General features: G+C 70.8%; 13 protein-coding genes. 4 read left to right on the forward strand and 9 right to left on the reverse strand.

Annotated elements, in window-relative coordinates:
* Positions 1 to 29 precede the first annotated feature (29 nt).
* Complete coding sequence (locus tag ACFPLC_RS41140; RefSeq protein WP_378205872.1) at positions 30 to 821, forward strand: SGNH/GDSL hydrolase family protein; 792 nt, start codon at positions 30 to 32, stop codon at positions 819 to 821.
* A gap of 14 nt (positions 822 to 835) precedes the next feature.
* On the opposite strand, the gene ACFPLC_RS41145 is transcribed toward ACFPLC_RS41140, so the two are convergent.
* From ACFPLC_RS41145 to ACFPLC_RS41180, 8 genes are all read right to left on the reverse strand, one after another.
* Positions 836 to 2,398, reverse strand: a complete 1,563-nt coding sequence (locus tag ACFPLC_RS41145; RefSeq protein WP_378205875.1) for a dipeptide ABC transporter ATP-binding protein — start codon at positions 2,396 to 2,398, stop codon at positions 836 to 838.
* Positions 2,395 to 3,216, reverse strand: a complete 822-nt coding sequence (locus tag ACFPLC_RS41150) for an ABC transporter permease (protein ID WP_378205878.1) — start codon at positions 3,214 to 3,216, stop codon at positions 2,395 to 2,397. The genes ACFPLC_RS41145 and ACFPLC_RS41150 overlap by 4 nt, the downstream gene beginning before the upstream one ends.
* On the reverse strand, positions 3,209 to 4,162 hold the full coding sequence (locus tag ACFPLC_RS41155) for an ABC transporter permease (RefSeq protein WP_378205993.1): 954 nt from the start codon (positions 4,160 to 4,162) through the stop codon (positions 3,209 to 3,211). Before ACFPLC_RS41155 ends, ACFPLC_RS41150 begins: the two co-directional genes overlap by 8 nt.
* Entirely contained in the window at positions 4,159 to 5,769 is a 1,611-nt protein-coding gene (locus tag ACFPLC_RS41160) for an ABC transporter substrate-binding protein (RefSeq protein WP_378205881.1), read from the reverse strand. Before ACFPLC_RS41160 ends, ACFPLC_RS41155 begins: the two co-directional genes overlap by 4 nt.
* A gap of 196 nt (positions 5,770 to 5,965) precedes the next feature.
* The gene (locus ACFPLC_RS41165) at positions 5,966 to 6,904 is read right to left on the reverse strand and encodes an ABC transporter substrate-binding protein (RefSeq protein ID WP_378205883.1); all 939 of its coding nucleotides are present in this window, start codon (positions 6,902 to 6,904) and stop codon (positions 5,966 to 5,968) included.
* Positions 6,905 to 6,912: 8 nt separating this feature from the next.
* Entirely contained in the window at positions 6,913 to 7,680 is a 768-nt protein-coding gene (locus ACFPLC_RS41170; protein ID WP_378205886.1) for an amino acid ABC transporter ATP-binding protein, read from the reverse strand.
* Entirely contained in the window at positions 7,677 to 8,543 is an 867-nt protein-coding gene (locus tag ACFPLC_RS41175; RefSeq protein ID WP_378205889.1) for an amino acid ABC transporter permease, read from the reverse strand. Before ACFPLC_RS41175 ends, ACFPLC_RS41170 begins: the two co-directional genes overlap by 4 nt.
* Positions 8,540 to 9,025: a GNAT family N-acetyltransferase gene (locus tag ACFPLC_RS41180; protein ID WP_378205892.1), complete on the reverse strand. Its 486-nt coding sequence runs from the start codon at positions 9,023 to 9,025 to the stop codon at positions 8,540 to 8,542. The genes ACFPLC_RS41175 and ACFPLC_RS41180 overlap by 4 nt, the downstream gene beginning before the upstream one ends.
* A 163-nt stretch (positions 9,026 to 9,188) precedes the next feature.
* Here ACFPLC_RS41180 and ACFPLC_RS41185 point away from each other — a divergent pair, with 163 nt between their 5' ends.
* On the forward strand, positions 9,189 to 10,163 hold the full coding sequence (locus tag ACFPLC_RS41185) for an LLM class flavin-dependent oxidoreductase (protein ID WP_378205895.1): 975 nt from the start codon (positions 9,189 to 9,191) through the stop codon (positions 10,161 to 10,163).
* The gene (locus ACFPLC_RS41190) at positions 10,160 to 11,431 is read left to right on the forward strand and encodes an LLM class flavin-dependent oxidoreductase (RefSeq protein ID WP_378205898.1); all 1,272 of its coding nucleotides are present in this window, start codon (positions 10,160 to 10,162) and stop codon (positions 11,429 to 11,431) included. The genes ACFPLC_RS41185 and ACFPLC_RS41190 overlap by 4 nt, the downstream gene beginning before the upstream one ends.
* Positions 11,432 to 11,500: 69 nt before the next feature.
* Here the strand turns inward: ACFPLC_RS41190 and ACFPLC_RS41195 are convergent, their stop codons facing one another.
* Positions 11,501 to 12,349, reverse strand: a complete 849-nt coding sequence (locus ACFPLC_RS41195; RefSeq protein WP_378205901.1) for a LysR family transcriptional regulator — start codon at positions 12,347 to 12,349, stop codon at positions 11,501 to 11,503.
* 91 nt (positions 12,350 to 12,440) lie between these two features.
* Here ACFPLC_RS41195 and ACFPLC_RS41200 point away from each other — a divergent pair, with 91 nt between their 5' ends.
* Positions 12,441 to 13,280, forward strand: a complete 840-nt coding sequence (locus ACFPLC_RS41200) for a TIGR03620 family F420-dependent LLM class oxidoreductase (protein WP_378205904.1) — start codon at positions 12,441 to 12,443, stop codon at positions 13,278 to 13,280.
* Positions 13,281 to 13,359: the final 79 nt, after the last annotated feature.

Raw genomic sequence — 13,359 nt, forward strand, 5'->3', positions numbered from 1 at the left:
TTAGTCAACATTATGACTAGGAGGACCGCGTGACAGTCAACGGCAGGTACCTGCGCTACGTCGCCTTGGGTGACAGCCAGACGGAAGGCGTCGGTGACGGTGACGACCTCGTCGGCCTGCGGGGATGGGCCGACCGGCTCGCCGAACGCCTCACCATCGACAACCCCGATCTCCAGTACGCCAACCTCGCCGTCCGTGGCCGCCGCGCCAGCGAAGTCCGGTCCGAGCAACTGGGACCGGCTCTGGCGCTGCGGCCCGACCTGGCCACCGTCGTCGCCGGTGTCAACGACCTGCTCCGGCTCCGGGTCAAGACCTCCACGGTGGCCGATGACCTCGAAGCGATGTTCGCCGCGCTCACCGGTTCCGGAGCCCGCGTGGCGACCGTGACCTTTCCCGACCTCACCAGGGTCATCCCCCTCGCCCGGCCGGTCCGCTCCCGCATCCTCGACATCAACGACCGGATCCGCGCCGCAGCCGCCCGCCACGGAGTCGCCGTCGCGGAGATCGCCCTCCACCCCTCCGTCGCCGACCGTCGCTTCTGGAGCGAAGACCGGTTGCACTGCAGCCCCCTGGGACACCAACTGATCGCCGACGCGGTCGCGCACGCCCTGCAATTGCCCGGCAGCAACAATTCTTGGACCGAACCCGCAGCATCGTCGCCCATCCCACCGTCAAGGCAAGGGCGCGCCACCGCCGAACTGCGCTGGGCAACCAGCTTTCTCGGCCCTTGGCTCGGCAGGCGCCTGCGCGGCCAGTCCTCCGGAGACCAGCGCACGGCCAAACATCCTCAACTCCACCGCATCGAGGGACCGCAGAGCTGAGTGTCGCTGACCGCTCACCTTCTCGCAGCACTCAGCACCGAACGCCCCGGAATCGCTGCCAGCAGCTCCTTCGTGTACTCCGACTCCGGTTGCTCCAGCACCCGGGCGGCCGGGCCCAGCTCCACCAGCTCGCCCGCGCGCATGACGCCGACGTGGTCCGCGAGCTGCCGGACCACCGCCAAGTCGTGCGAGATGAACAGGTACGACAGGCCCAGTGAGGACTGCAGCTCGGCGAGCAGCCGCAGGATCTGGGCCTGTACCGCGACGTCCAGCGCGGACACCGGTTCGTCGCACACCACCAGATCCGGCTTCAGCGCCAGTGCCCGCGCGATCGCCACCCGCTGCCGTTGGCCGCCCGAGAGCTCCGCCGGCTTCCGGCGCGCCACCGACGACGGCAGTGCCACCTGCTCCAGCAGCTCCGAGACGCGGGCACGGCGGTCCGACACCCCGAACGCCCGCAGCGGTTCCGCCACCACGTCCTCGATCGAGAACTTCGGGTTCAGCGACGCGTACGGGTTCTGGTAGACGATCTGCATCCGCCGCCGCAACCGCCGGAGTTCGTCGCCACCGAGCGCAGTGATGTCCTGGCCGTCGAACAGCACCGAACCCGCCGACGGCCGCTGCAGCCGCAGGACCATCCGCGCGGTCGTCGACTTGCCCGAGCCGGACTCGCCGACCAGGGCCAGCGTCTGCCCGCGCGGGATGTCGAACGAGACGCCGCCGACCGCGCGAATGCCGCCGTCGAACGTCTTCGCCAGGTCGCGCACCGAAACCAGCGGATCCGCGGGCGGTGCGGCCGGGCGCAGGGCGCTCGACATGCTCGGCGCTGCCGCGAGCAGTTGCCGCGTGTACGGGTGGGCCGGAGCGCTGACGACCGACGAACCCTCCTCCACGACCGAACCTTGTGAGAGCACCACGATCCGCGACGCCCGGTCGGCCGCGACGCCGAGGTCGTGGGTGATGAGCAGGATCGCCGTGCCCGATTCGGCGGCGAGCGACGTCAGGTGGTCGAGGATCCGCCGCTGCACGGTGACGTCGAGGGCGCTGGTCGGCTCGTCGGCGATGATCAGCTTCGGCCGCCCGGCCAGCGCGGCGGCGATCAGCACGCGCTGGCGCAGCCCGCCCGACAGCTGGTGCGGGTACTGGCGCGCCCGCAGCTCCGGCTGCGGCACGCCTGCGCGTTCCAACAAGGAGATCGCCTCCAGGGAGGCGGACCGCCGATCCGCGAGGCCGTGGATCTTCAGCACCTCGGCGACCTGGTCGCCGATCCGGTGCACCGGGTTGAGCGACACCGCCGGGTCCTGCGGTACCAGTGCGATCTCGCGCCCGCGCACCCCGCGCCACTGCTTGTCCGAGAGTGCGAGCAGGTTCCGGCCGTCGAAGGTGATCGTGCCGCCGTCGACCCGGCCGCCGCGGGGCAGCAGACCGATCGCCGCGTGCGCGGTGGTCGACTTGCCCGAGCCCGATTCGCCGACGACCGCGACCACTTCACCGGCGCCGACGTCCAGGCTGACGTCACGGACGGCCGGGACCGTCTTGTACGACACGGCCAGCCGGGCTATCCGCAGCAGGGTCATCGGTCTCCTCCGTCCAGTGCTCGGGACAGCCGGTTCGCGGACAGCACCACCGCCGCGACCGTCAGCCCCGGAAACGTCGTCATCCACCAGGCGGTGGCCAGGAAGCTGCGTCCGCCGGCGACGAGCGCACCCCACTCCGGTGTCGGCGGTGTCGCACCGAAACCGAGGAAGCTCAGCGCCGACACCTCGAGCACCGCCGTGCCGAGCGTGAGGGTCGCCAGCGCCAGCACCGGTCCCGCCGCGTTGGGCAGGACGTGCCGCAGCAACACGCCCGACCAGCGGACACCGGAGGCTCGCGCGGCTTCCACGAACACGCCGCTACGCACGCGAAGCACCTCCGCGCGCATGACCCGCGCGAAGGACGCGAGGTTCGCGATGCCGACGGCGATCGCGACGTTCGTCGTGCCGAAACCCAGCGCCGTGACCAGGGCCAACGAGAGCAGGATCGGCGGGATGGCCAGGAAGACGTCGACGATCCGCATGATCACCGTGTCGGCCCATCCGCCGCGGAACCCGGCCAGCAGGCCCAGCGCGGTACCCGCAACCAAGGCCACGAGCACGGCGATCGCGGTGGCCCGCAGCGAGAGCGCCGCGCCGTGGATGACCCGTGCGTAGACGTCCCGGCCGGTCTCGTCGGTGCCGAAGAGGTGCTGCGGCGACGGGCCCTGCAGCCGTTCCTTCGGGACGCCGGTGATCGGGTCGTACCCGGTCAGCAGCGCCGGGACGAAGGCCGCCAGCAGCACGAACGCCAGCACCGCGATGGCGAGCACGAGACCGGGGCGGCGCACCACGCGCGCCGGGGTGGCGAGGTCAACCACGGGCCACCTCCGGCGTCCGGGCGATGCGGGGATCGAGCAGCGGGTAGAGCAGGTCGACGACCAGGTTGAGGACCACGAACACCAGCGCGGCCAGCACGATCACCGCCTGCACCACCGGGACGTCCTGCGCGGTGACCGCGGCCGCGGTGATGCGGCCGACGCCGTCACGCGAAAACACCGTCTCGGTGATCACCGAACCCGCGACGAGGTTGCCCGCCACGACCCCGGCGATGGTCAGCGTCGGCACGGCCGCGTTGCGCAGCAGGTGTCCGAAATGGACGCGCCAGCGGCTCGCGCCCTTGGCCGCCGCGATCTCCGCGTACGGCTGGTCCTGCTGGGTCGCGAGGCTCTTCGCCAGCACCTGCCCGATGATCGCGCCGGTCGGCAGGGCCAGCGTGATCGCGGGCAGGATCAGCGCGGAGAACCCCTGCGTGCCGAGCGCAGGCAACACCCGCAAGCGGAACGAGAAGAACTGGATGAGCAGTAGCCCGACCCAGAACGGCGGCAGCGAGATGGCCAGCGACGGCAGGGACAGCAGCGCCTGCCGCAGCCAGCGGAACCGCGTGAACGTGCCCAGGAACGCCGAGCCGCCGCCGAACAGGACCGCGAAGACCAGGGCCAGCCCGGTCACCGCGAGCGTCGGCGGCAGCGCCGTGACGACCATGTGCGTGGCATCGTCGCCGGTGGCGACGCTGCGGCCGAAGTCACCGTGCAGCGCCGAGACCAGCCGTTTCAGGTACTGGATCGGCAACGGCGAGTCGAGGCCGTACTCCGCGCGGGCGGCGGCGAGCTGTTCAGGCGTCGCCGACGAACCCGCCTCCCCACCGGCGAGCTTCGCCGACACGGCGTCGCCCGGCAGCAGGTAGAGGATCAGGAACGACAGCGTGAACGCCGCCCACAGGACGAACACCGCCTGCCCGAAGCGGCGGAGCAGGTAGCGCCTCACGAGAGCCACGCGTCGAACAGCTGCAGCCGCGACGACGCCTCGAAGCCGACGTTGTGCGCCTTCGAGCTGACCGCGACGACCTGGGTCAGCTCGAACACCGGGACCGCGTAGGCGTGGTCGATGATGAGCCTCTGCACCTCGTCAGCGGAGGGCTTCCGCTTGGCCGTGTCCACCGTGGACGACTGCGCGTCCAGGGCGGCATCCAGGGGGTTGCCCGGCGTCAGCTTGCTGCGGTTGCCGGCCTTGGTGGAGAACTGGCCGCGCAGGATGTCGGGGTCGGCGCGGGTCACGTTGTACCAGAGGAAGTCGTAGTTCCCGCTCAGCTGGATCTGCGTGGTTTCGGCCGTGGTGTGCTGCTCGATCCGCAGGTCGAAGCCGATCTTGCGCAGCTGCTGCTGGATCAGCTCCAGCACGCTGCGGTTCTGGTTGAACACCGGCGAGAACACGACCGACGCGCTCAGCTTCTGCCCGTCCTTGACGCGGATACCGTCGGGTCCGGGCACCCAGCCGTCTCCGTCCAGTAGCGCGGCCGCGCCCTTCCGGTCGTGGGCGAGCTGCTGCGAGAGGTCGCTGACCAGCGGTGTCGCCGAGCCGAGGATGCTCGTGGCGGCCTTGTAGCTGGGCGTCAGCACCGTGTTGACGACTTCGGCGCGGTCGACGCCCTTGAGCACGGCTTGGCGCACCTTCTCGTCGGTGAGCACTCCGCGGGTGGTGTTGGCGTGCAGGTTGAACACGACGCCCGGGTTGGGCCGGATGTTTTCGCTGAAGCCGTTGCCGGTGAACTGCGGCTCGTCGACCGGCTGGATGTCGGTGGCGGCGTCGAGCTGGCCGGAGGCGAGGCTGCCGGTGCGGACGCCGGGCTCGGGCACGATCTTGTAGTCGACCTTGTCGAGATAGGCCTCACCGGAGTGCTTGAACAGCGACGAGCCCCACGCGTAACCCCTGCGCTTGACCAGGACGATCTCCTGGTTCTGCTTCAGGCTCTCGAAGACGAACGGCCCGGAGCCGATCAGGCCGGTGCCCTGGCAGCGCTGCTCCGGGGTCTGCTTGAACGCGGCCGGTGCGAGGAGACCGAGCGACATCGTCGAGCTGGCCTGGAGGAACTGGGCGCTGGGCGCGGAGAACTCGAGGCGTACGGTCTGCGGGTCGACCACCGTCGCCGCCTTGTACGCGGCCAGGTAGCCGTAGCCGAGCTGGGCCTTCGTGCCGAGGGCCTTGATGCCGTCGAAACTGGTCTTCACGGCGGCCGCGTCGACCGGGCTGCCGTCGTTGAACGTCGCGCCGGACCGCAGGTGGAAGGTGAAGGCCGTCGAATCGGGGCTGATCTCCCACTTTTCGGCCAGCCACGGCTTGATCTCGCCGGTCTTCGGGTCCTGGTCGGTCAGCGAATCGACCAGCTGGCGGCCGACGTTGATCGACGCGTTCGTGGCGGCCTGCTGCGGGTCGATGCAGTCGGGCGCGGACGAGATGCCCAGCCGCAGCGTGCCGCCGGGCTTCGGCGGACCGGCGTCGGCGGCCTGTTCGGTGCCCGCGGCGGAGCAGGCGGTCAGCAGCACGGGCAAGGCGAGCACGGCCGCGGCGTTGCGGGCGGAGGAAAGGGGGAACACCGGACGGCCTCCAGCGGGGAACGGTTGCGTCTTCGAGTGCGACGCTAGCCAAGCGTTCGAGGCCGTCCCACTGTGCGAACCGGAGTCTCATTCCCTGGCACCGTTGCGACGGACCCTTGACACACAAGCGAAAACAGTCACGCGACCTGCGGCTCGAGCGCGACCGGTCGCGACCGGTCGCGCTCGGCCCAGCGGATCACTTCCGGGGCAGGCCCTGCGGGTTGATCTCCGAGGCCGGCAGGGCCTCCGAAGTGAGGTTCCAGCGCTTGAGGACCTCCGCGTACTGGCCGTTCTTGATCACCGTGTCCAGCGCCTGCTGCAGCGCCTTGACCAGGCCGTCGTCCTTTTTGGTCATCGCCGCGATGTCCGCCGGAATGGTACCGCCGCCGGAGACCGTGCCGACGATCTTGGTCTTGCCGTCGACGGCGACGTGGTAGGCCGAGGTCGGGTTCGGGCCGACGTAGGCGTCGATACGGCCGGACTGCAGCGCCAGGTAGTAGTCGGAGGTCGCCTGGTAGTACTGGAACTTCACCGGCGCCAGTCCGGCGGCCTTGTTCTGCTGGTCCCAGCGCAGCAGGATCTGCTCCTGGTTCGTCCCGGCGCCGACGCCCACGGTGAGCCCGGCGATGTCCTTCGGCTCGCGTACCGAAGTGTTCTTCTCCTTCTTCACCTCGAACGCGATGGTGTCCTTGCGGTAGGTCGCGAAGTCGTACTTGTCCTTGCGCTCCTCGGTCACCGTGATGTTGGAGAACCCGGCGTCGAACTGCCGGTTCTCCACCGACAGGAACAGGTTCTCCCACGACGACGCCTGCAGATCGAGCTTGAGACCGAGGACGTCGGCGACCAGCTGCGCGAGGTCGGGCTCGACCCCGATCACCGTCTTGTCGTCGTCGGCGCGGAAGGACAGCGGCGGGGTGCCGTTGCCGGTGGTTCCGACGACCAGGGTGCCGCGGTTCCGGATGCCGGCCGGCACGAGCGCGGCGATCGCGTCCACCTTCTGCGCCCGGACGCGGTTCTGGTTCGCGGTGATGTTGACGCCGCCGGGCTGGTCGGCTGCCGGCGCGGTCGCTGCTTCGGGGCTGCCGCAGGCGGCGAGCACGAACACCGAAGCGAGCAGGAGTGTTCTCAGTCTCATGACTCTCCTCAAAGGACTTTGTCGACAAAGGCCCGGGTCCGGGCGTGACGGGGGTTGTCGAGAACGTCGGCGGGCGGGCCCTGTTCGACCACGCGGCCTTCGTCGAGGAACACGACGGTGTCGGCGACTTCGCGGGCGAACCCCAGCTCGTGGGTGACGACGACCATCGTCGTCCCGGTCCGCGCCAGGTCGCGGATGACCGCGAGGACCTCTCCGACCAGCTCGGGGTCGAGCGCCGAGGTGGGTTCGTCGAAGAGCAGGACGTCCGGCTCGAGCGCCAATGCCCGGGCGATCGCGACTCGCTGCTGCTGCCCGCCGGACAGCCGCCGCGGGTACTGGCCCGCCTTCTCGGCGAGCCCCACGCGGATGAGCAGCTCACGGGCTTTGGCCTCGGCTTCGGCGCGCGGACGGCGTTGCGCGGAAATCGGCGCCTCGACGACGTTCTCGAGCACGGTCAGATGCCCGAACAGGTTGAAGTTCTGGAACACGAAGCCGATCCGGGTGCGCTGCTTGAGGATCTCGCGTTCCTTGAGTTCGTGCAGCCGGTTGCCGGAGCGGCGGTAGCCCATCAGCTCACCGCCGACGCTGATGAAGCCGCGGTCGGCGCGTTCGAGGTGGTTGATCAGCCGCAGCAGCGTCGACTTCCCGGACCCGGATGGTCCCAAGAGGACGGTCACCTCTCCCTGGCGGACCTGGAGGTCCACGCCGTCCAGGACGGTCAGCGCGCCGAAACTCTTGTGAACGCCTCGAACGTCCACCATGTACTCGGCACTCATACGCCACGCCCCAGCCGACGTTCGACGGAGAACTGCGCGATCGACAGCACGGTGGTCAGTGCGAGGTACCAGGCGGTGGCCACCAGCAGCAGCGGGATCACCCGGCCGCTGCGGGTGTAGATCACCTGCACCTGGTAGAACAGCTCCGGCAAGGCCATGACGTAGACCTGGGACGTCGCCTTGAGAAGGCCGACGATCTCGTTGGCCGCGGTCGGCACGATCGTGCGCATCGCCTGCGGCAGCATGATCCGGCGGAACTGCCGCCCGGCCGGGATTCCCAGCGCCGCGGCCGCCTCCCGCTGCCCCGCGTCCACCGACAGGAACCCCGCACGCACGATCTCCGCGGCATAGGCACCCTGGTGCAGAGCGAGCCCGAGGCCGGCGGCGAAGAACGGCGGGATCAGGCTCATCGTCCCGACCGACACGAACGACGGCCCGAACGGGACACCGAACGAGATTTCGTTGTAGAGGATGGCGAGGTTGTACCAGAACAGCAGCTGCAGGATGAGCGGGACCGACCGGAAGATCCACGTGTAGGTCCAGCTGACCGCGCGCAGCAACGGATTCCGGGAAATCCGCATCAACGCCAGCACAGTACCGAGCAAGAAACCCGCCGCAACACCGAACAGCGTCAGCTCGAGCGTCAGCGCGACCGCTTCCAAGATCGATTTCTGGAAGACGAACCGGGCGAACGTCGGCCAGTCGAACGCTTTGTTGGTCACCAGCGCATGACCGGCCATCGCGACGAGCACCGCCACGACGGCGGCGGCGATCCAGGTCAGCGGATGGCGTGCGGGAACGATCTTGAGCGCTTCTTCCGGCGTCGCGGCGGGAGCGGGCCGTGTCCCGAGGTCGCTGGTCATCTGGCCCCCACCACGGCGGGAAGTGCTTTCGAAAAGGACAATCGCGTCCGGGGCACGGCGTTGACGTCGAAGTGCGGCGTGTATCCGGTGGCCAGGTAGAGCCCGCGAGCCTCGGGCTGGTTCGGGCCGGTGGTGAGGAAGATCCGGGTGTACCCACGACGGCCGGCTTCGGCCTCCAGTTCGGCGACGACACGGCGGCCGAGGCCGTGGCCGCGGTGCGCGCGATGCGTCCAGATCCGCTTGAGCTCTGCGGTTTCTTCGTCGTAGCGCTGGAAGGCGCCGCCCGCGACGGCGGCGCCGTCCGTCAAGAGCAGCAACAATCCGCCGTGTGGCTGAGCGAACCGCTCGGGTGGGTACTCGCGGAGTTCGAAGTGGACGTCGTTGAGCACGCGGTGGTAGCGCGACGAATACTCGCGGGCCAGGTCGGCGAGCAACGGCCGGACCCGCGGATCAGACTGGGCGACCCAGACGGATTCGGGCATGGGGTACCTGTTCCGGAAAAGGAAAGGAAAAGAAAGCGCTGACGCTTTCCGCTGACACCGACGAACCCTAGGAAGCGCGCCGGGCCCGGTCAACGAGCCGGCCGCGGATTCCACATCCTGAACGTCCGTGCGTCGCGGCGGCGCACCGGATACCTGTGGAGACATGACTTCTCGCAGTCTGCATCTCGCCGCGGAGCTGGACGGCGAGCTGTCGCCCGGCGCGTTGGCGGGCATCGTCGTCACCGCCGAACGGGCGGGGTTCACCTTCGCCACCTTCGACGACTCGCCGCTGCCACCTCCTGGCGGTCTACGGCTCGACGCGACCACACGCGCGGCGTACGTCGCGACGCTGACCGACCGGCTCGGGCTCGCCCCGGCCTCGAACGTCACCACGGCCGAGCCGTTCCACCTGGCCGCGCAGCTGGCCAGTCTCGACCACGCCTCGCACGGACGGGCGGCCTGGGTGGTCGGCGCCGACGGCTCGGCCGAAGCCCTGGCCACCGTCGGCGGATCCCGGCTCGACCCGGACGCGCTGCACCACGAAGTCGCCGACGTCGTCGAAGTCGTGCGCAAACTGTGGGATTCCTGGGATGACGACGCCGTCATCAAGGACGTCGCCACCGGGCGGTACCTCGACCCGGACAAGGTCCACCACGTCGACTTCACCGGCACGCGGTTCTCCGTCAAAGGCCCTCTGATCACCCCGAGACCACCTCAAGGCAGACCGGTGGTGCTCGCCTCCGACGCCTTGGCCGAAGCCGCCCGTCCGGACATCGTGCTCGTGGGTGGCGCCGGGCTCGACGACGTCCGCAACCGCGCCGCGCGAGCGCGGGAGACGGGCGCTCCCCTCGTCTTCGCGGAGGTCGAGGTCCAGCTCGGCGACACCGGACGTCGGACACACCACGACCGCCTGCGCTACACCGGGTCCGCGCTCGGCCTCACCGAACTGCTGGGCTGGCTGGCCACGAGCGTCGACGGCGTCCGCCTGCACCTCGCGGACCAGGCCGCCGATCTGCCGACGCTGGCCGGCGAGGTACTGCCGGCGCTGCGCGGCGAAGGCCTGCTCATCCCGCCGCGACCCGGCGACACGCTGCGTACGTCTCTCGGCCTGCCGCGCGCGGAAAGCGTGTTCGCATGAGCACGCGACTGCACCTCGGCGTGTTCTACACCGGCGTCGGCCCGCAGTTCCTCTGGGACGACCCGTCGAACGCCGACCACACCGCGATCGAGACGTACGTGTCGGTGGCGCGGACCCTCGAGCGCGGTCTGTTCGACGCGTTCTTCCTCGGCGAGGGCCTGCGGGTGCGGGAGAACCGCGGGCGCGTCCACGCCCTCGACGTCGCCGGCCGCCCGGACGCGATCACCCACCTGAGCGCACTGGCCGCCGCCACCACCCGGATCGGGCTGGTCGCCACCCAGAACACCACCTACAACTTCCCGGCCGACCTCGCCCGCCGCTTGTCCTCTTTGGACTTCCTGTCCGGCGGCCGGGCGGGCTGGAACATCGTCACCACCGACAACGCCTGGACCGGCGCCAACTTCCGCCGTGGCGGCTGGCTGGCCCACGAGCGCCGGTACGAACGGGCTTCGCAGTTCGTCGAGGCCGCCCTGGCGCTGTGGTCCGGTGGCGGGTTGGTGGACCGGCACACCGACCTGGTGAACATGCGGGCGGCCACGACCGTGCCGCCCAGCCCGCAGGGCCGTCCGGTGCTGTTCCAGGCCGGTGACTCCTCCGGCGGCCGTGAACTGGCGGCGAAGTACGCGGACGTCGTCTTCTCGGCCAACACCGCCTACGACAAGGCCCTCGCCTACGCCGAAGACCTGCGCGCCCGCCTCGCCCGCCACGGCCGGCCCGCCGACGCCGTCCGCATCCTGCCCGGCGCGACCGTCGTCCTCGGCGACACGCCCGCCGACGCGGCCGAGCGCGCGGAGGACATCCGGCGGCGCCAGATCACGCCGCAGCGCGCGCTGGCGTTCCTCGAGCAGTACTGGGGCCGGGACCTGTCGGCGTACGACCCGCGCGGCCCGCTGCCGGACATCGACCCCGTCGAGGGGGAGCTCGACCCGTCACGCGGGACGATTTCGATCGCCGACCGGACCGGGAAGCTGGACCGGATCCAGCGGTGGCGGGAGCTGGCCGAGGCGAAGAAGCTGTCCATCCATCAGCTGGTCCTGGAGGTCCAGCCGCGCCAGCACGGCTTCGTCGGCACACCGGGGCAGGTCGCCGACGAGTGGGCGCACTACGTCCGCACCCGCGCGGCGGACGGGTTCAACATCAGCCCGCACCTGGTCCCGGCGGCGCTCGACGACATCGTCGACCGGCTGGTGCCGGAACTGCAGGACCGCGGTGTCTACCGCACCGAGTACGAGGGCACGACGTTGCGCGAGCACCTGGAGCTGCCTTAGCTCAGCGGCCGCCCGGACTCGTCGGTGGCCGGCAGACTAATGCCACCTTCGTGCCGCCGGGGCCGAGCGTCAGTCACCGAAGGCCGCCCGGTGCGCCGTCGCGCAGTGGGACGGCAGGTCGGCCGGGACGACGACGCTGCCGGTGACCGTCGTGCGGGGGTCGAGCGGGATCGCGCGCACCCGGGTCGAGCGGAGCTCCGCCACCTGGTCGGCGGGCAGTACCGTCCAGCTGCGCGGGTCGGAGCCGACCTCCACGATCGTGTCGCCGACCGTGGCCGCGCGGTGCCCCATCGGGGCCGGCGCGCCGGCCTCCCGCAGCGCGGTGACCACGGATGGGTCGTGGTCCTGGGAAGTCCGGAAGGGACCGTAGGCCAGTTCCGCCACGCCGACAGCCGCGCGACCGGCGGCGGCGTGCCGCGCGGACACGACCGCGAACAGCGACTCGGTCCACGTCGGCAGCACCGACAGCCCGGGCGCCGCCCCCACGCCCCGCGCGAGCGCCATGTCGAGCTCACCCTGCCGCAGGGCGTTCAGGCGCGCGGGCAGCGGCAGGTCGACGAGCACCACGTCGAAGGCCGGGGCCTGCTCGCGCAACGCGTCGATCCCCCGTTCCAGCCGGGCGGTGAACTGCCCCGTGCCGGTCCCGATGCGCATCACGCCCGCCCGCGGGCTCGCCGCGACCCGGACGCGGTCGGCGGCCGCCAGCGCCTCGCGCGCCGCGTCGAGCACCCGGTGCCCGGCCGCGGTGAGCCGGACCCGGCGCGGTGACCGGTCGAACAGCCGGACCCCCAATTCGCGTTCCAGCTGCGCGATCTGCCTGCTGACCGCGGGCTGGGCGATGTGCAGCCGGTCGGCGGCCCGGCCGAAGTGCAGCTCGTCGGCGACCGTGACGAAGTACCGCAACGCCCGTAGTTCCACCGGCCCTCCCCTGCGACGATGCCTTCAGGTTATCGCTGCGCGTCCACCTTGGTCCTGGTTCGCGACGCGCCGTCGTGCTGAAGTCGAGGGCATGAACATCGATCTCGGCCTGTTCGGCGCCCACCTGCGCGAGCACGAAGTGACCCCGGCAAGCGCGGCGGAAGTCGAGCGGGCCGGCTACGGCACGCTCTGGCTGGACGCCTCACCGCCGGCCGACCTCGCCCTCGCCGAGCAGCTGCTCGACGCGACCACCCGGCTGGTCGTCGGCACGAGCGTGGTGAACGTCTGGACGGCCGACGCGGACACCGTCGCGGCCTCCTACCACCGGATCGAAGCCAAGCACCCCGGCCGGTTCCTGCTCGGTATCGGCATCGGGCACCGCGAGGTCCACGCCGAATGGGCATCGCCCCACGACACGCTGGTGTCCTATCTGGACCGGCTCGATCGTGCGGGCGTCCCGGCCGGCCAAGTGGTGGTGGCCGCGCTCGGGCCGAGGATGCTGCGCCTGGCCCGCGACCGCACCGCCGGCACCATCCCGTGCATGGTGCCGGCCGAGCACACCCGGCGGGCGCGTTCCGCCATCGGCGCCGGAAAGCTGTTGCTGCCCGGGCATTTCGCACTCATCGAGCCGGACGCCGAGCGGGCGCGCGCGATCGCCCGGTCCGCCCCACCCGGGATGGCGCTGGCCGTCACCAACTACGCGAACAGCCTCCGGCGGCTCGGGTACACCGACGACGACCTCGCCCACGCGGGCAGCGACCGCCTCATCGACGCGCTCGTCGCCCACGGCGACCCGGCCACCGTGGCGACACGGCTGCTGGCCCATCGGGACGCGGGCGCCGACCAGGTCGGCGTCTACCCCCTCGGCGACGACCCGATCGCCACCCTCCTCTCGGTCGCCGAAGCGGTGCACGCCGCCGAGGCCGGCTGATCGGGAAACGGTGTTCAGGCAGAGGACCTCCGCTCCGGTGATCCCCCCGGCGCCGGTCTGGATTCGGCAGGGTGGACAC

Source organism: Amycolatopsis plumensis (assembly GCF_042652605.1).
In the GTDB taxonomy this organism is placed as follows: Bacteria; Actinomycetota; Actinomycetes; order Mycobacteriales; family Pseudonocardiaceae; genus Amycolatopsis; species Amycolatopsis plumensis.

What these genes read in the sequence shown, in the direction of transcription:
- ACFPLC_RS41185 (WP_378205895.1), top strand. Translation starts at nt 9,189, where the DNA reads ATGACTTCTCGCAGTCTGCATCTCGCCGCGGAGCTGGACGGCGAGCTG.
- ACFPLC_RS41170 (WP_378205886.1), bottom strand. Translation starts at nt 7,680, where the DNA reads ATGAGTGCCGAGTACATGGTGGACGTTCGAGGCGTTCACAAGAGTTTC.
- ACFPLC_RS41165 (WP_378205883.1), bottom strand. Translation starts at nt 6,904, where the DNA reads ATGAGACTGAGAACACTCCTGCTCGCTTCGGTGTTCGTGCTCGCCGCC.
- ACFPLC_RS41145 (WP_378205875.1), bottom strand. Translation starts at nt 2,398, where the DNA reads ATGACCCTGCTGCGGATAGCCCGGCTGGCCGTGTCGTACAAGACGGTC.
- ACFPLC_RS41175 (WP_378205889.1), bottom strand. Translation starts at nt 8,543, where the DNA reads ATGACCAGCGACCTCGGGACACGGCCCGCTCCCGCCGCGACGCCGGAA.
- ACFPLC_RS41180 (WP_378205892.1), bottom strand. Translation starts at nt 9,025, where the DNA reads ATGCCCGAATCCGTCTGGGTCGCCCAGTCTGATCCGCGGGTCCGGCCG.
- ACFPLC_RS41190 (WP_378205898.1), top strand. Translation starts at nt 10,160, where the DNA reads ATGAGCACGCGACTGCACCTCGGCGTGTTCTACACCGGCGTCGGCCCG.
- ACFPLC_RS41200 (WP_378205904.1), top strand. Translation starts at nt 12,441, where the DNA reads ATGAACATCGATCTCGGCCTGTTCGGCGCCCACCTGCGCGAGCACGAA.